This window comes from Streptosporangium nanhuense, from assembly GCF_059358815.1.
Genome location: NZ_JCADBG010000039.1, coordinates 35761 through 60836, shown reverse-complemented (window position 1 = coordinate 60836; position 25076 = coordinate 35761). Strand labels below are relative to the sequence as shown.

At 71.2% G+C, this 25076-nt stretch carries 23 protein-coding genes; 13 read left to right on the top strand and 10 right to left on the bottom strand.

Annotated features, from left to right (window positions below):
• The first annotated feature begins 93 nt into the window (after positions 1-93).
• Positions 94-282 (top strand): hypothetical protein, encoded by a 189-nt coding sequence (locus tag AC5L38_RS41705; RefSeq protein ID WP_495248352.1) that lies wholly within the window; start codon positions 94-96, stop codon positions 280-282.
• A gap of 131 nt (positions 283-413) precedes the next feature.
• On the opposite strand, the gene AC5L38_RS41700 is transcribed toward AC5L38_RS41705, so the two are convergent.
• The 4 genes from AC5L38_RS41700 to AC5L38_RS41685 all read right to left on the bottom strand — a co-directional run bounded on the left by AC5L38_RS41700 (position 414) and on the right by AC5L38_RS41685 (position 4018).
• Positions 414-1172, bottom strand: a complete 759-nt coding sequence (locus tag AC5L38_RS41700; RefSeq protein ID WP_495248351.1) for a GOLPH3/VPS74 family protein — start codon at positions 1170-1172, stop codon at positions 414-416.
• A gap of 120 nt (positions 1173-1292) precedes the next feature.
• Complete coding sequence (locus AC5L38_RS41695; RefSeq protein WP_495248350.1) at positions 1293-2024, bottom strand: CPBP family intramembrane glutamic endopeptidase; 732 nt, start codon at positions 2022-2024, stop codon at positions 1293-1295.
• Between the two features lie 337 nt (positions 2025-2361).
• Positions 2362-3081, bottom strand: coding sequence for an ABC transporter permease (locus AC5L38_RS41690; RefSeq protein ID WP_495248349.1), 720 nt, complete (start codon positions 3079-3081; stop codon positions 2362-2364).
• A gap of 40 nt (positions 3082-3121) precedes the next feature.
• A complete protein-coding gene (locus tag AC5L38_RS41685) occupies positions 3122-4018 on the bottom strand; it encodes an ABC transporter ATP-binding protein (RefSeq protein WP_495248348.1) in 897 nt (298 codons plus the stop codon).
• 360 nt (positions 4019-4378) lie between these two features.
• Between AC5L38_RS41685 and AC5L38_RS41680 the strand changes: the two genes are divergently transcribed.
• Both AC5L38_RS41680 and AC5L38_RS41675 read left to right on the top strand, forming a co-directional pair.
• The gene (locus AC5L38_RS41680; protein WP_495248347.1) at positions 4379-5581 is read left to right on the top strand and encodes a sensor histidine kinase; all 1203 of its coding nucleotides are present in this window, start codon (positions 4379-4381) and stop codon (positions 5579-5581) included.
• A 96-nt stretch (positions 5582-5677) separates the two neighbouring features.
• Positions 5678-6382 carry a response regulator gene (locus AC5L38_RS41675; protein WP_495248353.1) on the top strand — a complete coding sequence of 235 codons (705 nt, stop codon included), beginning with the start codon at positions 5678-5680 and terminating at the stop codon, positions 6380-6382.
• 102 nt (positions 6383-6484) lie between these two features.
• Here AC5L38_RS41675 and AC5L38_RS41670 read toward each other — a convergent pair whose 3' ends face one another.
• Together AC5L38_RS41670 and AC5L38_RS41665 are read right to left on the bottom strand one after the other, a co-directional pair.
• Complete coding sequence (locus tag AC5L38_RS41670) at positions 6485-7288, bottom strand: hypothetical protein (protein ID WP_495248346.1); 804 nt, start codon at positions 7286-7288, stop codon at positions 6485-6487.
• A 327-nt stretch (positions 7289-7615) separates the two neighbouring features.
• Entirely contained in the window at positions 7616-9196 is a 1581-nt protein-coding gene (locus tag AC5L38_RS41665; RefSeq protein WP_495248345.1) for an FAD-dependent oxidoreductase, read from the bottom strand.
• Between the two features lie 269 nt (positions 9197-9465).
• Here AC5L38_RS41665 and AC5L38_RS41660 point away from each other — a divergent pair, with 269 nt between their 5' ends.
• Positions 9466-10116: a TetR/AcrR family transcriptional regulator gene (locus AC5L38_RS41660; RefSeq protein WP_495248344.1), complete on the top strand. Its 651-nt coding sequence runs from the start codon at positions 9466-9468 to the stop codon at positions 10114-10116.
• 98 nt (positions 10117-10214) lie between these two features.
• On the opposite strand, the gene AC5L38_RS41655 is transcribed toward AC5L38_RS41660, so the two are convergent.
• Positions 10215-10883, bottom strand: coding sequence for a Type 1 glutamine amidotransferase-like domain-containing protein (locus AC5L38_RS41655; RefSeq protein WP_495248343.1), 669 nt, complete (start codon positions 10881-10883; stop codon positions 10215-10217).
• Between the two features lie 138 nt (positions 10884-11021).
• Between AC5L38_RS41655 and AC5L38_RS41650 the strand changes: the two genes are divergently transcribed.
• Positions 11022-11168 carry a hypothetical protein gene (locus AC5L38_RS41650; protein ID WP_495248342.1) on the top strand — a complete coding sequence of 49 codons (147 nt, stop codon included), beginning with the start codon at positions 11022-11024 and terminating at the stop codon, positions 11166-11168.
• Positions 11169-11297: 129 nt separating this feature from the next.
• On the opposite strand, the gene AC5L38_RS41645 is transcribed toward AC5L38_RS41650, so the two are convergent.
• Positions 11298-11684: a winged helix-turn-helix transcriptional regulator gene (locus tag AC5L38_RS41645; protein ID WP_495248341.1), complete on the bottom strand. Its 387-nt coding sequence runs from the start codon at positions 11682-11684 to the stop codon at positions 11298-11300.
• A 102-nt stretch (positions 11685-11786) separates the two neighbouring features.
• Between AC5L38_RS41645 and AC5L38_RS41640 the strand changes: the two genes are divergently transcribed.
• From AC5L38_RS41640 to AC5L38_RS41630, 3 genes are all read left to right on the top strand, one after another.
• A complete protein-coding gene (locus tag AC5L38_RS41640) occupies positions 11787-12440 on the top strand; it encodes an NAD(P)-dependent oxidoreductase (RefSeq protein ID WP_495248340.1) in 654 nt (217 codons plus the stop codon).
• Positions 12440-12856: a nitroreductase family deazaflavin-dependent oxidoreductase gene (locus AC5L38_RS41635; RefSeq protein WP_495248339.1), complete on the top strand. Its 417-nt coding sequence runs from the start codon at positions 12440-12442 to the stop codon at positions 12854-12856. Before AC5L38_RS41640 ends, AC5L38_RS41635 begins: the two co-directional genes overlap by 1 nt.
• A gap of 154 nt (positions 12857-13010) precedes the next feature.
• Positions 13011-14627: a hypothetical protein gene (locus AC5L38_RS41630; protein ID WP_495248338.1), complete on the top strand. Its 1617-nt coding sequence runs from the start codon at positions 13011-13013 to the stop codon at positions 14625-14627.
• Between the two features lie 173 nt (positions 14628-14800).
• Here AC5L38_RS41630 and AC5L38_RS41625 read toward each other — a convergent pair whose 3' ends face one another.
• Positions 14801-16039, bottom strand: coding sequence for a glycosyltransferase (locus AC5L38_RS41625; protein WP_495248337.1), 1239 nt, complete (start codon positions 16037-16039; stop codon positions 14801-14803).
• A gap of 316 nt (positions 16040-16355) precedes the next feature.
• On the bottom strand, positions 16356-16580 hold the full coding sequence (locus AC5L38_RS41620) for a hypothetical protein (protein WP_495248336.1): 225 nt from the start codon (positions 16578-16580) through the stop codon (positions 16356-16358).
• A 553-nt stretch (positions 16581-17133) separates the two neighbouring features.
• On the opposite strand from AC5L38_RS41620, the gene AC5L38_RS41615 reads away from it, so the two are divergent.
• The 5 genes from AC5L38_RS41615 (at position 17134) to AC5L38_RS41595 (ending at position 25059) form a co-directional block, all read left to right on the top strand.
• Positions 17134-18456, top strand: coding sequence for a cellulose binding domain-containing protein (locus tag AC5L38_RS41615; RefSeq protein WP_495248335.1), 1323 nt, complete (start codon positions 17134-17136; stop codon positions 18454-18456).
• A gap of 408 nt (positions 18457-18864) precedes the next feature.
• Positions 18865-19875 carry a ketoacyl-ACP synthase III family protein gene (locus AC5L38_RS41610; protein ID WP_495248334.1) on the top strand — a complete coding sequence of 337 codons (1011 nt, stop codon included), beginning with the start codon at positions 18865-18867 and terminating at the stop codon, positions 19873-19875.
• Entirely contained in the window at positions 19872-20141 is a 270-nt protein-coding gene (locus AC5L38_RS41605; RefSeq protein ID WP_495248333.1) for a hypothetical protein, read from the top strand. The genes AC5L38_RS41610 and AC5L38_RS41605 overlap by 4 nt, the downstream gene beginning before the upstream one ends.
• A gap of 19 nt (positions 20142-20160) precedes the next feature.
• Positions 20161-21204 carry a ketoacyl-ACP synthase III family protein gene (locus tag AC5L38_RS41600; RefSeq protein ID WP_495248332.1) on the top strand — a complete coding sequence of 348 codons (1044 nt, stop codon included), beginning with the start codon at positions 20161-20163 and terminating at the stop codon, positions 21202-21204.
• Positions 21205-21270: 66 nt separating this feature from the next.
• Positions 21271-25059, top strand: coding sequence for a type I polyketide synthase (locus tag AC5L38_RS41595; RefSeq protein ID WP_495248331.1), 3789 nt, complete (start codon positions 21271-21273; stop codon positions 25057-25059).
• Positions 25060-25076: the final 17 nt, after the last annotated feature.

The window sequence follows — 25076 nt, the reverse complement described above, 5'->3', positions numbered from 1 at the left end:
AGTTCCTCTACCCCTGGCAGACCGACGACCCGACCTGACCAAGCAACGGACTCGTCCACAGGTCTTGACTATTTCTCGGGACGCGCCGAACACATGAGTTTCATCGACTACGCGGTGCTCCAGCCGCAGCTCGGGCTGCCGGAGTACCCGATCGGCGGCGAACGCTCCACAGAGATCACCCGCGTGTACGTCACCGCCTTCCTCGACCTGCATCTGAAGGGCAGGCGTCAGCCGCTGCTGGACGGGCCGTCCGCGAGCTACCCCGAGGTGAGGTTCTGGTAGACGGCGGCGCGGGCCACGGCCGCCGCGACGTCCCCGGCTGGACATCACCCCGATCGTCCTCGTACCGAACGCGTCCGGGAAGCGATCTTCAGGTGGGTCGCATCCCCTCGTCTCCGCGGGAGGGGCGGTCCCTAGTTCTGGGGGAGCACGGTCACCGCGACGACGACGTTGTTGACGATGGTCGCGGTGATGGTGCGCGTAACCGCCTCGGCGGCGGCCGCGGCTCCCCAGTCGCCCTGCTCCAGCTCCTTGGCGCGGGTGATCACGGGGGAGGTCCAGGGGATCTCGGGGTGGAACTGGGGAAGCGTCCCGCTTCCCGAGAGCAGTGCCGCGAGCGCGGCGACACGGGGCCGCGGTTCCGCGCCCTCGACGAGCACGTCGCGGACGCTCTCGAGGAGCCGGGACCGGCGCCCGTTTCCGCCGTCCTCGAGGACCTTCGTGTCGAACAGGCCGAGCGTCTTGCGGCTCGCGCGGCGGATGTCGCCGCGTTCGACGAGCCTGTCGAGCAGCGGGCCACGCAGTGTCGGCCCGGTCGCCGCGAGCACCGTCTGGACGCCTCGGGGCTTCTCGGAGAGGTAGTCCCAGGTGAGGCGGAGGATGTCGTCCGACGGCGGGTGATCCTCGACGGCCTCCACCCGCGTCGTCCCGCCCCGGCCGGAACCGGTTCGCACGTGACCGCCGAGCCCGAGATCCGCGAGCACCGCTCCCGCGAGGGTGTAGAAGAGCGTGTTCTCACCCGCGATGGTCCCGGTGCCCGAATGGAGACCGGAGTTCGGCTGGAACAGGAGGAGCAGGAGGTCCTCCGCCAGGGTCGGGGGTCCGAGCCGTTCCGCCTCGCCGGGCGTCCCGGCCTCGCCGTCGGCGAAGGGTCGTTCAGGCTGCTGAGTCATCGATCCTGTCTTTCGGTGGGAAGTGTGCCGGCTTCGTGACCTGGGTCCGCCGCGGGCGCGCTCGGGCCGGCACGGCCGCGAGCGCGGCCCGCAGGAGTGTCGTGGTCCTCGACATGGCGATCAGCCGGGCCCGGTGATCCCGGTGATCAGTGCGAACAGCGGCAGGCCCATGTTGTTGACGGCGTGGACGGCCACCGCGGGCCAGATCGACCCGCTGCGGCGCATCGCCTCGGCGGCGATGACGCCCACCACGAGCGCCGAGGGCAGGACGATGTTGATGCCGTGGAAGAGGGCGAAGATCACCGAGCTGGACAGGACGCCGACGACGGGACCGTAGCGCAGCAGGGCGTTGGCGATGACGCCGCGGTAGAGGAACTCCTCGCCGATGGGGGTGAGGACGGCCAGGAAGGCGAAGGTCAGGATCAGGGGCAGCACGCCGCCGCCGGCCGCGTCGTAGTACGAGCCCTGGGGATCGGAGGCGAACCCGGTCAGGGCGATGACGGCGTAGTTCACCACACCCTTGAGCACGAACGCGACCACGCCCGCGGCGGCGCCGATGCCCATCCAGCGCCAGGTGGTACGGCGCACGCTGAAGGCGCCCCAGGAGCGGATACGGATCAGCGCGGCCGCGGCGAAGCCGACGAGGCCGACGACGCCCGACCAGGCGGTCAGGAGCAGCCCGTAGGTCACCGCGTCCAGGTCCAGCCCCAGCGGGCCGAAGAGCAGGACCACGACCCCGGCGGCCACCATCGCGAGCAGGCCGACCACGATCTCGGGCCAGCCCGGGCGCGGGGGAGAGGCGGTACCGGCCGGGGCCGGCTGCCGCGAGTGGTCGGCATGGTCGGTCGACATGGTGGTGAACCCCTTGTTCTCTGGTCTCGATGGGTGTCGCCGGGCCCGGCGCGTGGCGCCCGGTGAGGGGCGCCGGCCGGCTTCCGGACCCGCCGTCGGTGTGTGGCCGACGAATTTCGGTACGTCAGGCCGGGCGGGGTCGTGCGGGTCGCCCTTCGCCGCGGTGGGAGTCCGCGCGGCGCTGTCCCGCTTTTGGCCGAGCTCGTTCGAATACGAAGTCTGAACACGAAGGAGGGATCGTGCCGCCGCGGCACATCGGAACCGAAGGAAGACACGATCCGCGAGATTCACCCGGTCGCGTCATCCGCGCCCGTGGGGTGACCCACGCCGATCGCCGTCATCGGCGCGGTTCCCAGCGGAAGATCCGGGAGGCCAGCGCGACGGCGACGACGACCCAGCCCAGCGTGGGCGCCAGGAGGAGCAGGGAGTCGAGGAGGGGAACGCCGCCGTTCCAGGCGTTGAGGACCAGTTCGGTGGCCGAGCCGCCGGGAAGCAGGCGCTTGAGCAGGGTGAGCTCCTCGGTGCCGGTGATCCCCACCCAGCTGGCCACCGCGATGGCGCCGAGGCTGACGGGCAGCGTGGTCACCTGGGCGTGTTCGGGGGAGTTCGTCACTCCCGCGGTGGCCAGTCCCAGGCCGAGCATCATGATCATCATTGAGAGGACGGCCGCCGCCAGCAGCGGGACGTTGTCCGGCTCGCCGGCGACCACGGCCAGCACGGTCATGATCGAGGCCACCTGGACCAGCGAGATGACGGTGATCGGCAGGAGCAGCCCGCCGAGGATGTCGGTGTCGCTCGCCGCGGTGGAACGCAGCCGCTTGAGGAAGAGGTTCTGCCGGCGTGAGGCCAGGGTGGTGACCACGGTGGTGTAGAGCCCGAACGCCCCGACGGTGAACATGACCACCGCCGCGATGTATCCGAGGCTGCCCAGGGCCGCGAAGGCCTCGTGCTGGCGGATGAAGAGCGCGCTGACCGCCACGGGCACGATGAGACTGGTGACCAGGATCAGCCGGTTGCGGAAGATCTGGACCAGCTCACTGAGAGCGATCGAGAGCATGGTGAGGGTCCTTTTTCTTGAAGAGGGGCGCGGGAGTGGTCTAGTCGCTGTCGAGGGCGCGGAAGACGTCGTCGAGCCGGGTCGGCCCGGCCTGGAGGTCTCGCAGCTCCACCGCGTGCTCCTGCGCCCAGAGCAACAGGGTGTGCAGGTCCTTTTGCAGGCCGAAGGTCTCGATGAGGAACTTGCCGTCACTTTCGCGGGTGGCCTGCAGCGGCAGCGCGAGTGCGGGCGCGGGGCCGGGCGTGGCGAGGGAGAAGCGGATGGCGGCCGGCAGCGTCCGCGTCAGCTCCGAGACGGTCCCCTGGCGGTGGAAGGTGCCCTTGTGCATGAGGCCGATGCGGTCGGCGCGCTGCTGCGCCTCCTCCAGGTAGTGGGTGGTGAGGACGACGGTGGAGCCGTCCTCGCGCAGCCTGTCCACGGCGTCCCACAGATCGTCTCGGGACTGGATGTCCAGGCCGGTGGTGGGCTCGTCCAGGAAGATCAGTTCGGGTGTTCCGTACACGGCGGTGGCGAAGTCCAGGCGCCGTTTCTCGCCGCCGGAGAGCTGGGAGACCTTGGTGGTGGCCTTGCGGGTGAGGTCGACGACGGCGAGCACGCGCTCGACCCGGTCGGTGCGCCGGGTGAGTTCTCCGATCAGCCGGACCGACTCCCTCACCGTCAGGTCGGGGGAGAACCCGCTCTCCTGCAGCATGATGCCCATCCTGGGCCGCACGGCGCGCCGGTCGCGGGGGCTCTTCCCGAAGACCCGCACGGTGCCCGAGGTGGCGGTGCGGTGGCCTTCGATGATCTCCAGGGTCGAGGTCTTGCCTGCCCCGTTCGTGCCGAGCAGGGCGTAGAGCTCCCCGGGTTCCACCTGGAAGGACAGGTCTTTCACGGCGTGGAAGTCGCCGTAGCTGAGGTTCAGGCGTTCGACGTCGATGACGGGTGCGGAGGACATGGTGTCGATTCCAGCAGCCGCCGTGCTCAGCGGGCAGTGCGACCACGTCATGACCTGGTCATGACATTTCTCGGGCGAACGTATGACGCGGTGTCACTGGTAGTGCCACGAAACACGGAGAACCCTCGATCCTGGATCACCCCTGGGCACCGAAGCCCCGCGCACTCCGCCGCGGTCACCGCGACCGTCGTTTCCCGCCGTCTGAAGTAGATCTGGAAGCGTGACGGGCGACGTCGTGGGTCGCGCCTCGGTGCGGTTCGTGCGAGCCGGTGGTGTGACCTCGGACGAACGCGCGGACGGAGGCGGATGTCCGATTGTGGGCGGATTCCGCATGATCCGGCGAGGGGATACTGTCCCATCATGGAACGGGCTGGATGGCGGCGCGGTGGAGGGGACGTCGTCGACGCGGCGGTGGCGGTCGCGGTGGCACTGCTCATCAGTTACGCCATCGTCGACCCGCCGGGACGGTCGTCACCGTGGCCCGCGTGGGCGGCCTGGCTGGTGGCGGCGGCCCTGAGCTTTCCGATCGCCGTCCGGCGGCGCCGGCCGTGGGCCATGCTCGCCGTCGCGTGCGCCGCGGGCACGGGGGTGACCGTGGTCGGGGCCGTCGCCGCGGGTGCGATCTGGCTGACTTTCGTGCCGACCGTGCTCGTGCTGTACCTGGTGGCCGCCACCGCCTCGATCGCCTGGTCGGCGGCGGGGCTGGCGGTCTGCCTGTCCGCCGCGGTGACCGCGATCCTGATCTTCTACGCGCGGGTGTTCCCCGGTCTCGCGCCCGCGGCGACGCCCAGCGAGATGCCGGCGGCCTGGCCGATCGAGATCGGTACGATCGGTGTGCTCCTGACCGTCGCGTGGGCCGTCGGAACGGTCGTGCGCTGGAAGCGGGAGACGACCGCCCGCCTCGTCCGCCACCTCGCCGACGCCGCGGTGATCGACGAGCGCAGGCGCATCGCCCGCGAACTGCACGACGTCATCGGCCACAGCATGAGCCTGATCGCCGTCAAGGCCACCGTCGCCAACCACGTCGCCGAGGCCCGCCCGCAGGAGGCCCGCGCCGCGCTGGCCGTCATCGAGCAGACCAGCCGCAGCACGCTCGCCGAGATCCACCGGGTGCTCGACCTGCTGCGCTCCGACGGCGATCCCCAGCAGGACCCTGTGCCCGCGCCCGGCATGGCGGACCTGCCCGAGCTGGCCGCCCACGCCCGATCGGCCGGGGTCGAGGTGGAGCTGACCGTCCGTGAGGAGGCCGCCCTGCCCGCCGCGGTCGCGATGTCGGTGTACCGGATCGTGCAGCAGGCCCTGACCAACGTCGTCACCCACGCGGGGCCGACCCGCTGCGTGGTCACCGTGGACGTCGACGGGCGGGAGGCCGTGATCGAGGTCGTCGACGACGGCCCCCGCCACGGCCGGCCGCCGCGCCCGGGCCACGGCGGCCACGGCCTGGTCGGCATGCGGGAACGGACCAAGATGTACGGGGGCGCGTTCGACGCGGGGCCCCGGCCAGAAGGAGGCTTTCGCGTGGCGGCTCGACTGCCCTACGACCCGGACGGCACCGCGGCATGAGCAGACATGAGCAGACATGAGCGCCGACGTCATGAGCACCGACTACATGAGCAGACATGAGCAGACATGAGCGCTGACGGCATGAGCATCGACGACATGAGCACAGACGCCGCGCCGCACGGCTCGCCCCCGCTCGTCCGGGTCCTGCTCGCCGAGGACCAGGTCCTGATCCGCGACAGCTTCAAGGTCCTCATCGACGCCACACCGGGGCTGGCCGCCGTGGGCGAGGCGGGCACCGGCACGGAGGCCGTGCTCCTGGCCCGCCGGCACCGGCCGGACGTCGTCCTCATGGACGTGCGGATGCCGGACATGGACGGCATCGAGGCGACCCGGCGTATCTGCGCCGACCCCGCCTGCGCCGGTGTGCGCGTGCTCATCCTCACCACGTTCGACCTGGACGAATACGTGTACGCGTCGCTGCGGGCGGGTGCGAGCGGCTTCCTGCTCAAGAGCGCCATGGCGGCCGAGTTGCTGGCGGCCATCCGGGTCGTCGCCTCCGGTGAGGCGCTGCTCGCGCCCACGGTCACCCGCCGGCTCATCACCGAGTTCCTGGAGGGCCCCCGTCCCACCCAGGTCGTGCGGGGCCTCGACGACGTCACCCCGCGCGAGCGCGAGGTGCTCACCCTCATCGGCAGGGGGATGTCCAACGCCGAGATCGCCGGGCACCTGCACCTCACCGTCGGCACGGTCAAGACCCACATCGGCCGCCTCCTGGCCAAACTGCGGGCCCGGGACCGGGCCCAGCTCGTCATCGCCGCCTACGAGGGCGGGCTCATCGCCGGTTCGGACGGCCGCCGGTGACCGTCCCGCCCTCCTCCGGTCGAGGGCGGAACGGTCACCGGCTCCGTAGCCGCTCCCGGGACGGCCGGCTTCGGGTCCGGAGCGGGATCCGCTTTTGGACCGTCACCCTCTCGGGCCGAAGCCCGTCATCAGGACGTGCACGCCGATGAGGACGGCGACCCAGATCATGGCGCGCCTGGTCGGCGGGGGGCCGCCGCGCAGCAGCGAGACGCCCAGGGGGATGAGGGCGACGCAGAGGCCGCCCACGGCGATGTAGGACTGGGGTTCGGTGCCTTTGAGCGTCCCGAGCGCGAGCGCCGACATCAGGCCGAGCGCGATCGAACGGCCCAGCCCCAGGGCGCCGGAGCGGTAGGCGCCGATGGCCAGCACGACCCAGCCGAAGAAGGCAGGCCCGGACATGGATCTGAACGGGTGCCAGACCGTGTCCCGCCATGCCAGGTAGTAGCCGTCGATGCCGGTGAGCATGGTCCGCAGGCCGAGGGTGTCGGTCAGGTGGAAGGCCAGGTGGTCGGTGCCGAACTGGAAGGTCCGGGTGAACAGGCCGACGATCACCAGGCAACCGCCCCAGATTCCCCACAGCGGGCTGGTGGCGGCGATCCTCTGGGCCAGCGTCATGATCGCCGGCCACAGCAGCACGAACCCGCCGGCGAAGCAGACGTAGGCGGCGGTGACGAGGGCGGGATGCTGAGTGTAGGCGGTGAGCTGGTGAGGGACGAAGTAGTGGAACGGGGAGCGCAGGAGAGTCCCGGCCATGATCAGGGCGGGGCCGCCGATCAGCGAGACGGCGCTCACCCATCGGCCGGGAAACGCGGGCCCGCGGTCCAGGTTGGCGGCGGCGTTGGCGGCCCGCCGGTCCGCGCCGGTCCGCCGCCATCGCGTGACGCGCCCGCCGAGGTCGATGCTCATGAATTGCCGCCCGTCCTGTCCGTGTCGGTGTGCCCGGACCGGTACGTCGGGGCACACCGAAATGGTGCGGGGCGAGGCGGGGGGCGCGCGTCTGGCCCGGGTCGCATCTTGGCGGGCCGGTACGGGCGGGTGGTGCGACCCCAGACGGATGCGCATGTCCGACCGTGGTCAGATGCCGGGTGATCTGCCGGGGCGGTACCTTCGCGTCGTGGAGTGGCGGCGGATCGGCGGTCCCGCTGCCGGTTGGCGTCGACCATGGGCCGTGATCGGTGTTGGGCCCGGCCGGCTACGCGACCCCGGCGGCCCGCGGGCCGGCTCGCCCCGGATTCACCGGGTACGGGCGGGTTCGGTGGCGCCGAACCACCGCCGCAAGGCCGTCCGCAGTGTTTCCGTCTCCGCGGGATCCGGCCGGGGTGACGCGGAGGCCCAGGCCACGTAGCAGTCCGGTCGAAGGAGCAGGGCGGCGGGCGCGTGGGGCAGGGGGCGTGCGGTGACGACGTCGACCCGGTCGTGCCGCAGGGCGGGCGTCCGTGCCAGCGATGCCCCTTCGGTCAGGTCGAGCAGCAGGGGGCGTGCGGTTCTGGTCAGCTCGGCCAGCCGGACCGGCCCGGCCGGGGTGTACAGCTCCAGGTCCGGGACGAAGCGGCCGACCAGCGGGTGCGGCCCGGGCTCGCCCGTGTCGTACGCGCCCATGTCGTAGCGGACGTCGGCGCCCGCGGTGAGCTCGGCCAGGCGCCGCACCGTGGCCGGGTCGCGGAGCAGTTCGGTGAACAGCCCGCGCAGTCCGGTGACGTCGCCACCGGGGGCGATCAGCGCCGACTGCGCCTGGGCGTTCAGCACCATGCGGTTCGCGGCCGATCGCCGCTCCGTCTCATAGGTGTCCAGCAGTCCGGGCGGGGCGCTTCCCCGGATCTCGGCGGCGAGTTTCCAGCCGAGGTTGACCGCGTCCTGCAGGCCGAGGTTGAGCCCCGGGCCGCCCCCGGTGGCGGCGTACACGTGGGCGGCGTCACCGATCAGGAACACCCGGCCGCGGGCGAACCGTTCGGCGACCCGGGTGTTGCCGCCGGTGAGCCGGCGCAGTACGTGCGGCCCCGGGCCGTCGGGCGGGCCGAGCGGCAGGTCGGCGCCGAGCACGCGTCGGACGCTCGCCCGCGACTCCTCCAGGCTCATCGGGGCGTCGGTCGCGGGCTGGTCCCACTCGGTGGTGCTGACCAGCGGTGGATGGCCGGGCATCGGCGCGTAGGAGAACCCCCCGTGCTCGGTGCGGTGGGGCAGGAACGGCAGGACGGCGCCGTAGCCGGGCACGTTCAGCGCGCCGTTCGCGGGGTCGATCCAGTCCGCGGGGACGGTCGCGTGCGCCGAGCGGACGGTCATGCGGTCGTAGGTGACGCCGGGGAATCCGATGCCGGAGAGTTTGCGCGTGGTGCTGTGGGCCCCGTCGGCGCCGATCAGGTACCGGGCCCGCAGGTCGTACTCCCCGTCCGGGCTCGCGACGTCTACGGTGACGGCGTCGTCGTCCTGTGACAGGCCGACGACCTCGTGTCCCCACCGGATCTCCGCGCCCAGTTCGACCGCTCGCTCCCGCAGGACCTCCACCACGCGTCGCTGCGGCACCGGCAGGGCGTGGACGGGGCTGTCCTCCAGCAGGCTCAGGTCCAGGCCCATCGCGCCGAACATGAAGTACGCGGAGTTCGGCCGCGGCGGTTCCGGGCTGTCGCTGAGGCGTTCGTGCAGCCCGCGGTGGTCGAGCATCCTCACGACCTGGCCGAGCAGCCCGTTCGCCTTCGGTTCCCGGCCGGGCTCGGGCAGCCGCTCCAGCACGAGCGGCCGGACTCCCGCCAGGGCCAGCTCGCAGGCGAGCATCAGCCCGTTCGGGCCGCCGCCGGCGATGACGACATCGATGGTCATGGTGCTGTCGCTCCTTCGTTCGCGGAGAAAAGGTCAGGTACGGATGAGGTGCCGGCGCGTCCGGCCGGCGGATCCCGGTCCCGGGGTGACGCGGCCGGCCGCTGTGGTGCCCGGCCGCCTCGGGTTTCCGGGGGACGGCGGTGGTCGAGGACTTCGGCGACGGGGGACCGGCCGGTCGTGGTCCTTCGGTCTGAACAGGCGTCAGGTTAGGCAGAAAAATGCGTACACGCAAGTTTGCGTGTGCGCATCAGGACTGGGATGCTGAGGCGGTGACGACAGGACGGACCGGGTTGCGTGAGCAGAAGAAGCAGGCCACCCGAGAGGCGTTGAGCGCGGCGGCGCTGCGGCTGGCCCTTGAGCGCGGCCCGGACAACGTGCGCGTCGACGACATCGCCGAGGCCGCCGGGGTCTCACCGAGGACGTACAACAACTACTTCTCCAGCCGGGAGCAGGCGATCGTCGCAGCCGTCACTGGCGAGCGGGGGGCGCGGGTGGCCGAGGCGGTGGCCGGCCGGCCCGCGGGCGTCGGCCTCGCCGACGCGGTGGTCGAGGCGATCGTGGATCAGTACACCGCTCCGGGTGAACCCGGTCGCGACGCGCTGCTGCTGATCACCGCCCGTCCCGCGCTGCGCGAGGCGTTCGTCGACGCCACCGGCGCGATCGAACACCCTCTCGCCGGCGCGATCGCCGGACGCCTCGGCGACACCGGCCCGCACACCCCCCGCGTGCTCGCGGCGAGCGTGGCCGCGGCGGTCCGTGTCGCGATCGAACAGTGGCTGCGGGCCGCTACCGGGTCCTTCACGGCCGGAGGGCTCGTCGTGCCGTCGGGCTCGCTGCCGGACCTGCTGCGCGCCACGCTCGCACCGCTCACGCCCGCGCTCGACGCCGCGGAGCGACAGGCACCCCGCCGGCATCGGTGAGCCGGCCGTCCCGGCCCGTTGGTGATGGATGGTACGGACACGCCGTCATCCGGCCGTAGAGGCCGGAGTCGCGGGCGAACCGGCTGAGCGCGTCGGTGTCAGGACGAGAACAGCTTCCAGTGCCCCTCGGAGACGACGTCGACGGTGCCGTCGGTCACCCTGATGGCGGTCTCGTCGTCGATCGCGTACGCCGGACCCGGGATTCCGGCCGCCCATCTTTCCGCGTGGGCCATGGTGTTCTCCGGCAGGAGCTCGTGATCCAGGTGCGGGAAGATCGAGAAGTCGACGATGCCCAGCGTGCCGTCACCCCCGGCAGGCGGTTTCCATTCGACGAAGTAATCCCCGATGCGGGGGGTCATCACCATGCTTCCGGCGCTCAGCCCCACCCAGACCGTCTCGCGCAGGGACGGCAGGAGGTCCGCCAGCCCCGACTGCCGCATCCAGTGGCACAGGTACAGGGCGTCGCCGCCGTTCACCAGCAGGACGTCCGCCTCCCGGACCCAGGAGACCCAGCGTTCCTCGTCGATGCTGGGCAGCGCGGTGAGCTCCAGCACTCCCAGGGACTTCCAGCCCAGCTCGCACATGGGGGTGGAGGACCGGCCGCTGATGAAACGCCATGCCCTGTCGGGACTGCCCTGGGGGTGCCCGTACCCCGCGGTGGGGATGCAGAGGGCGTTGGAGTCGGAGATCGGTTTGCCCAGCAGGTCGACCAGCGCGCTGTGGATGCTCGGGTTCTTGACGCCGCCGGAAGTGAGAAGAAGCCTCACGCCTGCCTCCTGTACGTAGCGGTCATGACGCTCTCGTCGAGAATCGGGAGACCGGGCACTTCGACGCGATGGCCCTCGCGGACCGGTGGCCCGGTGCGGACCCGTGGCCGGGTGCCGTCACCCGAGGGAGGTGCCGGTGTGGACGGCGAGGCCGGCGTGGGAGACGAGCGCACGTTCCCGATCGGACGGGGAGCCGACAGGGCCGAAGATGTGATCCATCTTCGATTCGAACACTATATCGAGATCATGTTCGTGCACCAGTCCCGAACCACGATTTTCCGATGATCGCCGGAAGTGCCGTTCGTGCGTCCGGCCGGAGACGCCCCCGGCGCGATCGCCCTCGGCCGACTCGCCGCGGGGCGACGGCGCGCCGGGTGGCCGAGGCGGCGGACGCGTGCGGGTCGCGGCGCCGCGTCAGCCGGCGCGGCCGAGGCGGGCGCCGTCGTCGTACGACTCGCGGGCGTCGAGCAACTCGTCCCAGTGCTCCCGCGTCCAGGCGCAGGCGATCGCCATCGGCCCGAGCATGCTGCGGCCGAGGGGGGTCAGCTCGTACTCGACGCGCGGGGACTCGCCGGGGTGGACGGTGCGCCTGACCAGCCCGTCCCGTTCGAGGGAACGCAGCGACCGGGTGAGGACCTTGGGGGTGACGCGGCTCAGCGGCACCCGCAGCTCGGAGAACCGGCGCGGCCCGTGTTCGAGGCAGCGGATGACGAGCGCCGCCCACTTGTCGCCGAACCGGATCGGATTGAGCGAGGACGGGCACAGCTCGTCGAACATGTCGGCGGGCAGAGGTTCCCTCATGGCCTCACGATAGCCGGTATCCCGGAGGTAACCGGGACCCCCGATAGCGTCCGCGCAGCGGCCGGGCGGAAGGGATCCGGCCCCGGTGAAAGGTGGTTCGCCATGAACATCGCCATGAACATCGTGGTCTTCGGCGCGGGTGGCAGAGCCGGCGGGCAGGTCGTCGCGGAGGCGCACCGGCGAGGGCACCGGGTCACCGCCGTGGTGCGTGACCCCGCGGGCCACAGCGACCTGGGCGACCTGGGCGACCTGGCCGGCGTGCGGGTGGTGGCGGGCGACGTCACGGACGCGGTGAGCGTCGCGCGCGCGGGCGCGGGGCATGACGCGGCCGTCAGCGCCGCCGCGGACCTGTCGGTGCCGCCCCGCGAGTTCTTCACCGGGTCGGCTCGCGCCCTGACCACCGGGCTGGCGGAGGCGGGCGTACGCCGGCTGGCGGTGGTCGGACTCGCGTCGATCATGCCTGGGGCGTCCGGGGTCCCCCTGATGGACGAGCCCGGTTACCCCGGCGAGTACCGCGACTTCTACCTCGGCCACGCGGCGGGACTCGCCGTGCTCCAGGGCTGCGACCTCGACTGGACGTACGTCGCGCCGGCCGGCGACTTCGACCACGCCGGCACGCGCACCGGCCGGTACCGGATCGCCGATCACGCGGACCCGGCCGACAGGATCACGTACGCGGACTTCGCGGTGGCGCTGCTCGACGAGATCGAGACCCCTCGCCACCACCGCGCCGCCGTCAGCGTCCGGGGGGCGTGATGCCGGAGATCCGCGACAGTCCGGATCCCTGGATCGCCGAGCACATCCGTCGTTTCGAGGAGACCGGCGGCCGGCCACGGCCGGGCGTGAACGACCTGCTGCTGACGACCCGGGGCCGGAGAACCGGCGAGCTACGCCGCACCGCGCTGGTCTACGGACTCGACGGCGACCGCTACGTCCTGGTGGCTTCCAACCGTGGCGCGGACCGCCATCCGGCCTGGTATCTGAACCTGCTCGCCGATCCGTGCGTCACCGTGCAGGTCGGTACGGAGACCTTCGCCGCGCGAGCGCGTCCCGCCGAGGCTGCGGAGCGTCCGTCTCTGTGGCGCCTGATGGTGTCGGCGAGGCCGGAGTACGCGGCCTACCGGGAGCGGACCAGCCGTGAGATCCCCGTGGTCCTCCTGGAACGCCGGTGACGACCGGATTTCCGGGAGGCTCCGGGCGACGAGGTTCGCGCCGGAGGGGGAGCACTGCCCGGTCGTACTACGATCATGCTCCATTGTGCGCGTACACCGTTTAACGGCTTTTGCCTACTTAGTCATCACGCTCGGTTCGATCATCCTCAGCCTGGTGATCGGCACCGCGACACCCGCATGGCTGGTCACCATGTGGTACCCGCCCGGCGAGAGCGTCGGGAGGTCTTCTCCGCTGCCGGTGCTGGGTGGGCTGCTGCTGCTCGGGCTGGTGAACGCGTGGATGCTGTGGCAGATCCTGCGGGGACCCGCGCCCGCGGCCGTGCCGATGGGGCGGGCGGCCAGGTGGCTGCGACTGCTGCTGTACGCCGAGGTGGTGTGGCTGCTGATCCCCTCGTTCCTTCCTGACCTGATCGAGACGGTCATCGGGCCGGCACTTTGGGTACCCGCGCTCGTGCTGTTCACGGTGGTGCTCACCGGGTCGGGACGGCCCTTCCGGCTGGCCCTGCTCCTGCTCGGACTGGTGGAACCGGCCGTTTCGCTCGCGATGGGCCTGGCGGACGAGTCGGAGCTCCGGTTCTTCGTGAGCCCGGTCTATCAAGCGACCGCCATGGCCGCGGCGGTGGCCTCGTTCGTCGTGATGGTGCTGCTCCTGCTCGCTCAGCGGCGCGACGGGCGCTGGAGCGGGGCGACGCTCCTCGTGGGTCTGGGCACGTTCGCGAGCGCGTTCCTGGTGGAGCTCGTGGATGCCCTGACGAGCGGCGGCCCGGTCGAGTCGATCGCCGAGGCGATGGACGTGCTCTACATCGTCTGGCTGGCGCGCACGGCCCACGAGCTGAACCGTGAGCCGGGGCGGAGGGCGCCTCGGCGGGTGCCCGCGGCGGTCGCGGCCGTGGCCGCCGTCCTCCCGCTGATGGTCGTCGGACCCGAGGGCCGTCCACATCTCACCTACACCTGGCAGAACGACGAGCTCATGGGAGGGCAGGGCGATGAGTTCGAGGAATGCCGGTGGTGGAGACCGCCACGTGTCGCGGACGTCCCGGCCCACGAGCGCGATCGGGCCTACCTGTGCAGCGTGACCAAGCCCTCCCGGCATGTCTCGGACCAGGCGCTGCTCGCCAGGGGCAGGAACGCCTGCGCCAGGTTCGCGGCCGGGGAGCCGGTCAGGGCCCGGCCCGCGCTGCTCGCGCTGCTCTGCCCGGAGGTGGTCGGACGCAAGCATCCGGATCTGTTGCTGTCGTCCGATCAGATGGACCAGCGGAAGGCGGAGAGGGAGAACGTCGTGCGCGAACAGCTGGCGCGCGAGGCGCGCGAGGAGGACGCCCTGTGCCGCGATCCGTGGCCCGCGCTGCGTACCCGGTTCCAGGCGACCGCGTCCTACTACGACTGGGACGCCCAGCCCTACGGCATCTACGACGCGGAGGCGGACACCGAGAAGGACGCCGAGGTGATCCGGAACGCGAAACCGGTCTACACCATGGCGACCAGCGGCCAGCTGGCCCTCATCTACACGTCCAGCCAGGACTGGGCGACCTGTGTGACGGCGAAGGCGTTGCGCTCGGCCCCGCCACCCCCGCGACGCGGAGGCTGGGACGCGGTGGTCGAGGCGGACATCGTCAGCGAATCGGGCCGCCTGGTGATGAACACGCTGTCGGCGAGCAAGGTGCGCTTCCCCGACCTCGCGCGCGGCGGTCCCGGCACCTACCGGCTGCGCCTGTACACGCGTCCCGGCGTGGATCTCATTCTCGTCTATCCGGCCAGGAGAGCGGCGTAGCGCCGGCCGGCCGGTCACGCCGGCCGCCATGTTCTCCGGCCCGGCCGCCATGTTCTCAAGCCCGGTCGCCACGTTCTCCGGCCCGGTCGCCACGTTCTCCGGCCCGGTCGCCACGTTCTCCGGCCCGGCCGTCCGCGGAGCCGCGACCTCGGGCCGCGTCGCCTTCGCGGCCCTCACCGTCGTTCGCGCCAGGCTCCGTCTCGCGCGAACCACGGCCCGGGACGGGCCGATCCGCCGGTCTCGCGGGACCGCGCGTGGTCGACCGCCGCCACGAGGAGTCGCGCCCTGCCCGTGCCGGTGGGCCCCACTCGCGTCCTGCCGGCATTCGCGGCCCGGGTTTCCCGATCGATGCGGCTCACGACCGCGTCCCCGAACTCCTCCGGGGTCCGCAGGCCGCCCAGGACCTCCTCACGGACGTCCTCGTCGAGGAAGTCGTCCCTGGCGACGACGGGTAGTCCCGCGAGGGTGGCCTCCCACACCGTGATCCCCTGTGTTTCCGTGACGGAGGCGGTGGCGAAGACGTCGACCCGGCGGTAGAGGTCCGACAGTGTCCGGCGCTCCACGGGGCCCAGCACGAGAAGGTTCGCTCCCAGACGCGCCTGTGCCGTGCGCAGTCGAAGCCGCGTTCTCGGGTCTTCGCACGGGCCCACGAGGATGAGGGTCGCCCGTGGCCGGCGTTCCACGACGTGCCCGAACGCCTCCACGAGGAAGTCGATTCCCTTCTCCCGGCTCAGGCGGCCGACATAGACGACGCGGCTCCCCTCCGGGGTGGCCTCAACGGACTCGACCAGTCCCTCCGGGGGTGTCTCTCCCCGCAGATCCGATTCCTCGACGCCGGTGGGCAACACGAAGACGGGCCGCCCGGTTTCCAGGCCCCTCAGGTAGGAGGCGGTCTTGGCGGACGGGACCACCACCAGGTCGGCGGCATCGGCCACGTACGCGAGGATCTCCCGGATGACACCGGACCTGCCGGCGCCGGCCGCCTTCCTCGTCAGGTCGCGGCACAACCGGACACCCCCTCCCCTCAGCACGACGTACGCGGGAAGTATGAACAGCCACGCCAGCCGGTACCTGTTGAGGTAGGACTCGAAATCCGTGTGCCAGGAGAGCGCGACGGGCAGTTCCGTCCGGCGCAGTGCGCGCAAGGACGCCACCCCGAGGGAGCCGATGGTCTGGACGGAGACGAAATCCGGTTCGAAGACACGAATGATCCGGGTGATGCTCCTCGTGGAGGCCAGGGAGGCCGGGTATCCGTCCAGCGGTGTCCTGAGCGACGACACGCGCCACCGCCGCGTGCCCGTCTCGTCCACCTCGTACTTCGAGCGCCGTCCCGGAAAGACCACTCCCACGTCGTGGCCGGCGGAGACGAGGCCGTGGATCAGCGAGTCGACCGAGACCGCCACCCCGTCCATCCTCGGCGAGAATGAATCCGTAACGATGAGGACGCGCATTCCAGGCTCCAGTTACTGCGAGGCACCCGCGTATCACCCCGTCCAGGACGGTGGTCGTCGATTCTACGATGCGTGTTCGAAACTCCTGGGGCCCGAACGGCGGTAGGTGAAAGATCAGCGGGGCGTGACCCGCGATCGGACGACGCCGCCGCAGGCCTCGTGAAGCCACGGGCCGGAACGGCGGGGCGGGGCGGGACTCGCGTCCACGACCCGCGAATCATGAGCACGCGCCCCCGGTGCGATTCCTCAGGGCCGGGGGTGCGCGCGTTTCACGAGGTCACGCGTAGAGGAAGTAGTAGCGGTAACGACTCTCCCACACGCAGGAGTAGTCGTCCCACCAGCCCTGGGCGATGCCTTGGTTTCCGATCCGCTGGCAATCCGAGTAGTCCCTGAAGACGCCGGACAGCTTCGCCGCCTCGGCTTGCGCCGGGGTGGCGCCGATCGTCAGTGACACTCCGAGGACCATGACGGCCGAGATGAGAACAGCGCGTACTTTTCGCATTCGTCCTCCTATGACGGTGGAGATCATGACGGTGGACATTATCACCCGCCGCGCGTCAGGAGAATTGTCATGTCCGAATCGGTTGCGTGAAGGAGCCGAAACTCCCGGCGGCGTTGTCCCCGGGTGGTGCGTGTTTCACGGTGTTACTCGCGGGTAAAGCCGATATCGCTTCCCAGGGCGCCTGTTCTCGGGGGTTCCGGCCACCCTCGTCCATTTCCGGACGTGGCGGTCGTGAAAGGCCTCGCAGGCGCGTATCCGACTGCCTGGGCGTGCCATGGATGATCTGTAGGGCCTTCGTACCACATGCTCTGCAAAGTACGATTTATGCCGCTTTTTCAGATCGATTGGAACGAGACCAAGAAAACTTTGACCATCGTCACTTACGTGTCATATCGTCTCCCCGCCCATATCGATGTAAGTCGCGACACTCGAGCAGTACGTTGTTCTCGCAGGCGCCCCGGTCGACGTGCCGATCGCGGCTGCCCCGGCACGGGAGGAGACACGGACGGTCACCGGGGAAGCGGCGATCATCCGACCCGACCGGAGTCGCACCATGCAAGCTCAAACCCGCAGGGCCATGATTGTCGGCATGGCGATGGCCATGCTGGCCGCCCTCGGCGTGTCAGCGCCCTTCGCGCCGCCGGCTCACGCCATGCAGGTGATCACTGACATCGCCTACGCCCCCGCACAACCGGCCGGCAGCAGGGGACACCTGCTGGATCTCCACCTGCCGTCCACCGGCATCACCCCCCGGCCGCTGCTGATCTGGCACAGCGGCTCGGCCTGGAGCAGCGACGACGGCAAGGCCGGAGCGGACGCGATCGCGGCCGTCTTCAACCCGCTGGGCTTCGCCGTGGCCGGCGTCAGCGTCCGCTCCAGCGCCCAGGCGATCTTCCCGGCCCAGGTGCACGACATCAAGGCGGCCATCCGCTGGCTGCGCGCGAACGCCGCCACCTACAACCTCGACCCCAATCGCTTCGCGATCATGGGTGACTCCTCGGGCGGCTGGCTGACGGAGATGGCCACCCTGTCCGGCGGCGTGGCGGCGATGGAGGGCACCGTCGGCACGACCGGCGTCTCCAGCGCGGTGCAGGTGGGACTCGCCTTCTACAGCCCGACCGACTTCCTGCAGATGAACGCGCAGAACCTGCCGACCGGCGGGCTCGACCACAACTCCCCGGCCTCCCCGGAATCCCTGCTGGTCGGCTGCCCGATCCAGACCTGCCCGGCCACGGTGGCCCAGGCCAATCCGATGACCTACGTCGACGCGGGCGACCCGCCGCTGCTGTTCCTGCACGGCCAGGCCGACTTCCTGGTGCCGCACGGGCAGAGCGTCCTGCTCTACAACAGGATCAAGGCCCAGTGCGGCAACGCCACGTTCGTCTCGGTGCCCGCCGCGGACCACATGATGGTCCAGATCATGGACCCCGCCCAGTACGGCCTGCAGACCGTCCGCACCACCAGCAACTGCGGCGAGACCGTCGGCACCGGTACGTTGAACCCCACCTGGGCCAACTTCACGACCTTCCTGCGCAGCGGGCTCAAGATGGGCAACTCCTGCGAGGTCACCTACGCCACCGGCACCTGGAACGGAGCCTTCAACGGCAGCGCGACCATCAGGAACACCGGCACGACCCCTATCGACCGCTGGACCCTGACGTGGACCTGGCCGGGCAACCAGAACATCACGACCGCCTGGAACGCCACGGTGACCCAGGTCGGCACCCAGGTGACCGCCCGCGACGCCGGCCACAACTCCTACATCGGCCCCGGCTCCAGCCAGAGCTTCGGCTTCTCTGCGACCGCCACCGGGACGAACGGCATTCCGGCCCAGTTCAAGCTCAACAACATCGTCTGCACGAGAGTGCCCGCCTAGAGGACGCGCCGGGCCCGAGCCGAATGGCGACGGCCCGGCGCCGTTCTCGTCGTCGGGATCCTGAAAGTTTCATTCGGAGAACTGTGACCTGGAGCGGAAAGGCGCATTTCCAGAACTCGCCACGTTCCGTTTGATTCTGGTCACGGATTGTCGCCGACCGGATTGCTCGCGTTCATATTGCTTTCCCCGACGGGCCGCCCCTATTGTTGCCCCGGACGGCTCGTCGGCCCATTTTCAGTTGTTTTCATTGACCGGCCGGGATCACTCGATATCCCGGGTCACGAAATAAACCCGAAACAAATCGGATAAGCGGCCTTCCGCTGCCTGAAGGCCGTTGTCCGGGATCGTCGATGAGTTAGGGGACGTGTGCGTACATCCAATATGTTCGTCAGGAGTCTCGGTGTTCACGTGCCTGACAGCGTGAGCGTCGAGCAGGCGGTCCGCGAAGGCTGGTACCCGGCCGAGGAGGCCGAGAAGTTCCAGCAGATCGGCGCGGCGGTGGCCGGCGACATGCCCGCCCCCGAGATGGCGCGGCTCGCGGTCCTGGACGCGTACGAGCGCTGGGGCGAGTCCTCCCCGCGCAATCTGGACCTCCTGCTCTACCCGTCGGTCTGGCACCAGGGCCCGAACGGCTGGCAGCCCCAGCACTACCTGCAGATGCACCTGCTCGGCGGGAACGTTCCGGCGTTCGAGATCCGGAGCGGCTGCGTGGGGATGATCAGCTCGCTCGAACTGGCGGCGAGCTACCTGCAGGCCGACGCGAACCGCGAGACGGCCATGGTCGTCTCCTCGGACAACCACGGCACCCCGCTGGTGGACCGCTGGCGGATGACCCCCGGCGCGCTGATCGGCGACGCCGCGGCCGCGCTCCTCCTCGGCAAGGGGTACGGCATGGCCGAGCTCCTGTCGGTGAACGCGACGGTGATCCCGGAGGCCGACGCCGTCAACGACGGCGGCTACCCCCTGTTCCCCCCGGACGCCACCGTCGGCGTGGGGCTGAGCTTCGGGGACCGGCACGAGGAGTTCCGCCAGAAGCTCCTCAAGGCGCAGGGGACCGGGATCCACCTGACGATCCAGAAGACGATGATGCAGCAGGTCGAGCAGACCCTGGACGAGGCCGGGATCGAGCTCTCCGACATCACGAAGGTGGCGCTGCCGCACGGCCGCCGCGAGGACCTGGACGGGCAGATGTCCTGGCTGGGCATCGACGAGGACCAGACGACCTGGGACTACGGCAGGCGCGTGGGCCACTGCGGCGCGGTGGACCAGTTCATCGCCTTCGAGCACCTGATCGCGACCGGCGGGCTCGTGGCCGGCGACCACCTGCTCATGGTCGGGTTCGGCTCGGGGACGTCCGTCGCCGCGGCGGCGTTCCGGATCCTGTCCACCTCCCCCGTCACGGAAGGGGCACGCGCATGACCGAGCTCACGCGCACGACCGAGCTCTCGCGAAGGCTGGTCGACTTCATCCAGGACAACCTCGTCCAGGACGGCGACGACATCAAGGTCGACGAGACGACCCCGCTCCTGCTGTCGGGTCTCCTGGACTCCCTGCGGACGGCGCGGCTGCTGAACTTCCTCCGCAAGGACGTCGGCGTCCCGGTCCCCGCCGCGAAGCTCGACCCCGAGAACTTCCGGGACGTCGTGACCATCGTGGCGATGGTCGAAGAACTCGAATCCGTTTAGCCGGGGCGAGGACGAAGTCATGCGGTTGGCGAACACGTACATCAGCGGGGTGGGAGCGTTCCTCCCCCGGACCGTCGTCAGCGTCGAGAAGGCCGTCGCCAAGGGCTGGTACCCGCCCGAGGACGCCGAGCTGCACAACCTGGCCGGGGCGGTGGTGGCCGGTGACGTACCGGCTCCGGAGATGGCCCTGCACGCGGCGCGGAGCGCGATCAAGCGCAGCGGGCGGGCGCCGGGCGACCTGGATCTCCTCCTGTACGCCTCGACGTGGCACCAGGGGCCGGACGGCTGGCCCCCGCACTCCTACCTGCAGCGTCATCTCGTCGGCGGGGACGTCCTGGCCACCGAGATCCGGCAGGGCTGCAACGGGGTGTTCATCGGCCTGGAACTCGCGGCCGGTCACCTGGACGCCGCTCCCGGCAGGCAGGCCGCCCTGCTGGTCGCCGCCGACAACTACGGCACCCCGCTGATGGACCGGTGGCGGATGGGGCCCGGCTACGTCGGCGGGGACGCCGCGAGCGCGCTCGTGCTCACCAAGGGGACAGGGTTCGCGCAGCTGACGTCGGTCTGCACGACGACGGTGACCGAGGCCGAGGAGCTGCACCGGGGCAGCGAGCCCCTGTTCCCCCCGGGCGTCACGCTCGGGCGCAAGATGAGCTTCGCGGCCAGGAACGAGCAGTTCCGGCAGCAGGTCATGTCCAAGGGCGAGGCCACCGCGGCGCTGTTCAAGATCCAGCGGGCGATGATGGAGGTCGTCGAGCGCGCGCTGACCGAGAGCGGGATCGAGGCGGGCGACCTCACGCGGGTGGCGTTCATGAACTACTCGGAGGAGATCGTCGAGCAGCGGTGCATGGCCATGCTCGACCTGCCCATGTCCCGCTCGACCTGGGACTACGGGCGCACCATCGGCCACTGCGGGGCAAGTGACCAGGTCCTTTCCCTCGACCACCTGCTCCTGACCGGGCAGCTGGGCCCCGGCGACCACATGCTGATGCTCGGCACCGGGCCGGGAGTGACCGTCTCCAGCGCCGTGATCAAGATCATCGACAAGCCGCAGTGGGCCTGAACCGAAGAGTGGGCCTGAACCGAAGGGAAACGAACGCAGATGGTCGACAGCCCGCGCGGAGTCCGGGTGGAACCAGTGGCGGTGATCGGGATCGGATGCCGCCTTCCCGGCGACGCCGGCTCACCGGACGAGTTCTGGGACCTGCTGCGCGCAGGCCGGAACACGACCCGGCCGCTGCCCGCCGAACGCTGGCGCCGCTACGAGAACCGCAGCCCTGAGTACGCCGCCGCGCTGCGTGACGCCGTACGTCACGGCAGCTTCCTGAGCGACATCGAGGGCTTCGACGCTGAGTTCTTCGGCCTGTCGCCCCGCGAGGCCGAGCTGATGGACCCGCAGCAGCGGATCCTGATGGAGACCGCGTGGGAGGCCCTGGAGCACGCCGGCCTGCCGCCGCACGAGCTGGCCGGCACCGACGCCGGGGTGTTCATGGGGGTCTGCACCGCCGACTACGGCGGCCGCCTCCTGGAGGACCTGCCCCAGATCGAGGCCTGGACCGGGATCGGTGCCGCGACCTGCGCCGTCGCCAACCGCATCTCCTACTCCCTGGACCTGCGCGGGCCCAGCATGGCGATCGACACCGCCTGCTCGGCATCGCTGGTCGCGCTGCACCTGGCCGCGCAGAGCCTGCGGCTCGGCGAGAACGACGTCGCCCTCGCCGGCGGCGTCAACCTGCTGGTCACCCCGGGCCAGACCCTCACGCTCGGCACGGCCGGGGCCCTCGCCCCCGACGGGCGCTCCAAGTCCTTCGACGCGTCGGCCGACGGCTACGGGCGCGGCGAGGGCTGCGGCGTGATCGTGCTCAAGCGGCTGTCCGACGCGCAGCGTGACGGCGACCGGATCCTCGCGCTCGTCATCGGCAGCGCCGTGAACCAGGACGGGCACACCAACGGCATCATGGCGCCGTGCGGCGAGGCCCAGGCACACGTGATGGCCCGGGCCTGCCGGCAGGCGGGCGTCGAGCCGTCCACCGTCGACTACGTCGAGGCGCACGGCACCGGGACCCGCCTCGGCGACCCGCTCGAAGCCGGAGCGCTCGCCTCCGTGTACGGCGCGGGGCGGCCCCCCGGCGACCCGTGCCTCATCGGCTCGGTCAAGTCCAACATCGGTCACCTCGAAGGCGCCGCCGGCATCACCGGCGTCATCAAGGCGGTGCTCACCCTCCACCGCGGCGAGATCCCCCCGAGCGTGCTGACCAGCCTGAACCCGGCCATCCCGTGGGAGACCTCGGGCCTTCGCGTGGTGACCGAACGGTCGGCCTGGCCCGAGCGCGACCACCCCCGCCGGGCGGGCGTCTCCAGCTTCGGGTACGGCGGCACGGTCGCGCACATCGTGCTGGAGCAGGCACCTCCGGCCGAGGAGGTGCCCGGGGGCGAGGTGACGGGGGAGCGGCTGTTCCCGCTGTCGGCCGCGTCGGAGCAGGCCCTGCGGCAGTACGCGGGCAGGCTCGCCGACCACCTCGGCAAGGGGCTCGACCCGGCCTCGGCGGGGCACACGCTGGCGCTGCGGCGCACCCACCTGGCCCGCCGCGCCGTCGTGGTCGGGGCGGACGGGAACGAGCTGGCGGCCGGCCTGCGCAGGCTCGCCGAGGACGTGCCGGGCGAGGCCGTCATCACCGGTGACGTGCTGCCCGAGCTCGGCCCCGGGCCGGTCTGGGTCTTCTCCGGGCAGGGCTGCCAGTGGCGCGGGATGGGGCGGGAGCTGCTCGCCGTGCCGGAGTTCGCGTCCCTGGTCGACGAGGTGGAGCCGATCTTCGCCGAGGAGATCGGCTTCTCTCCCCGGCAGGTCCTGGCCGACGGCGACATCGACACCATCGACCGCGTGCAGACCATGATCTTCGTGATGCAGCTGGGCCTGGCCAGGCTCTGGAACGCGTACGGGGTCACCCCGAAGGCCGTCATCGGCCACTCCGTCGGCGAGCTCGCGGCGGCGGTGACGGCCGGGGCGATGTCCGTCGCCGACGGCGCCCGCCTGATCTGCCGCCGCTCCCGGCTGCTGCGCCAGGCCGAGGGCAAGGGGGCCATGGTGATGGTCGACCTGTCCTTCGAGGAGGCGGCGGAGAGGCTGGCCGGCCGCGGCGACCTGGTGGCCGCGATCGCGTCGGCCCCCGGCTCCACCGTGCTGTCCGGCGACGTCGCCGCGGTCGAGGAGGTGGTGAACGAGTGGCCGGTGGAGGGCATCGTGGTGCGGCGGGTGGCGTCGGACGTGGCCTTCCACAGCCCGCACATGGACCCCCTCGCCGTCGAGCTGGCCGCCGCCGTCGCCGACCTCTCGCTCGGGGCGCCGCGCATCCCCATGTACACGACCGCGCTGGCGGACCCCCGCTCGGCGCCCGTCCTGGACGGCGCGTACTGGGCGGCCAACCTCCGTGACCCCGTGCGGCTGGTCGCGGCGACGACGGCCGCGGCGCAGGACGGCCACCGCGTGTTCCTGGAGATCTCCCCCCACCCGGTGGTCGCGCACTCGGTGACCGAGACGCTCTCGGAGAACGGGTTCGAGGACGTGTTCGTCGGCACGTCACTGCGCAGGAACCAGCCGGAGCAGCTCACCTTCCTCGTCGCGCTGGGCACGGCGCACTGCCACGGCGTCGAGGTGGACTGGAGCCGGCTGCAGCCGTCCGGCGGCCTGGCCGACCTGCCGCCGTACGCCTGGCAGCACCGCCGTCACTGGCGCGAGTCGTACGCCGAGGGCGGCAACCCGGGGCACGACGTGCACTCCCACACCCTGCTCGGAGCCGGGAGCGGCCTCGCGGGCAGCCGGACCCGGGTGTGGCGGACCAGCGTGGAGGACGCCAACCGGCCCTACCCGGGCAGCCACACCCTCAACGGGGTCGAGATCGTGCCCGCGGCCGTGCTGGTCAACACGTTCCTGCACGCGGTCGAGGACGAGGACGTCACGCTCACCGACGTGGAGATGATGCATCCGCTGATGACCGCGGAACGCAGGCAGGTCCAGGTCGTGCACGAGCCCCCGGCGGTACGGCTCGCGGCCCGCACGCCGGCCGGCCCCGACGAGCCCGAACCCGCCTGGCTGGTGCACGTCACCGCGGAGGTGGCCGCTCCGGGCCAGGTGAAACCCGACGTGCTGCCGGACGCGGGCACCCTGGCCCCGATCGACCCCGGGTTCGTGCACAAGCGGCTGGCCGCCGTCGGCGTGCCCTCGACGGGCTTCGACTGGACGATCGAGACGCTGCTGGGCGCGGACGGCGCGCTGCGGGCCACTGTTCGCACCGCCCGCACCCAGGGGCCGGGGGGCTGGGCGCCGGCGCTGGACGCGGCGATGTCCGTGGCGCCCTGCGTGTTCCCCGGCGACCCGGTGCTGCGCATGGTCGTGCACATCGACGAGGTGGTGCTGACCGGCACGCCACCCGAGACGGTGGTCATCGACGCGGCCGTGGACCCGTCCGCCGACGACACCGTCCGGGCGCTCCTGGCCGACGTGGACGGCCGGGTGGTGGGGCACCTCACCGGGCTCCGCTATCCGGTGATCGACGCGCCCGCCCTGGCCGAGGAGGACCTGCGGGGGCCCGCGGAGTCGTTCGCCGGCCTGGCGCCCGAGGACCTGCGCGAGCGCGTCCTGCCCGAGATCCGCGCGGAGATCGCGGCCGTGATGAGGCTCGCCCCCGAGGACCTGGCGACCCGGCGTCCCCTCGTCGAGCAGGGGCTGGACTCGGTGATGACCGTCATGGTCCGGCGGCGCCTGGAGAAGCGCTTCGGCCGCCGTCTGCCCGCGACCCTGCTGTGGCAGCAGCCCACCATCTCCGCGATCGCGGACCACCTGGCGGGGCTTCTCGCGGCGCCGAGACCGGACGCGACGGCGGAGAGCGTTCCCGAGAGCCCGATCGTGATCGGCGGCTGAGACCGGTTCTCGGGAGT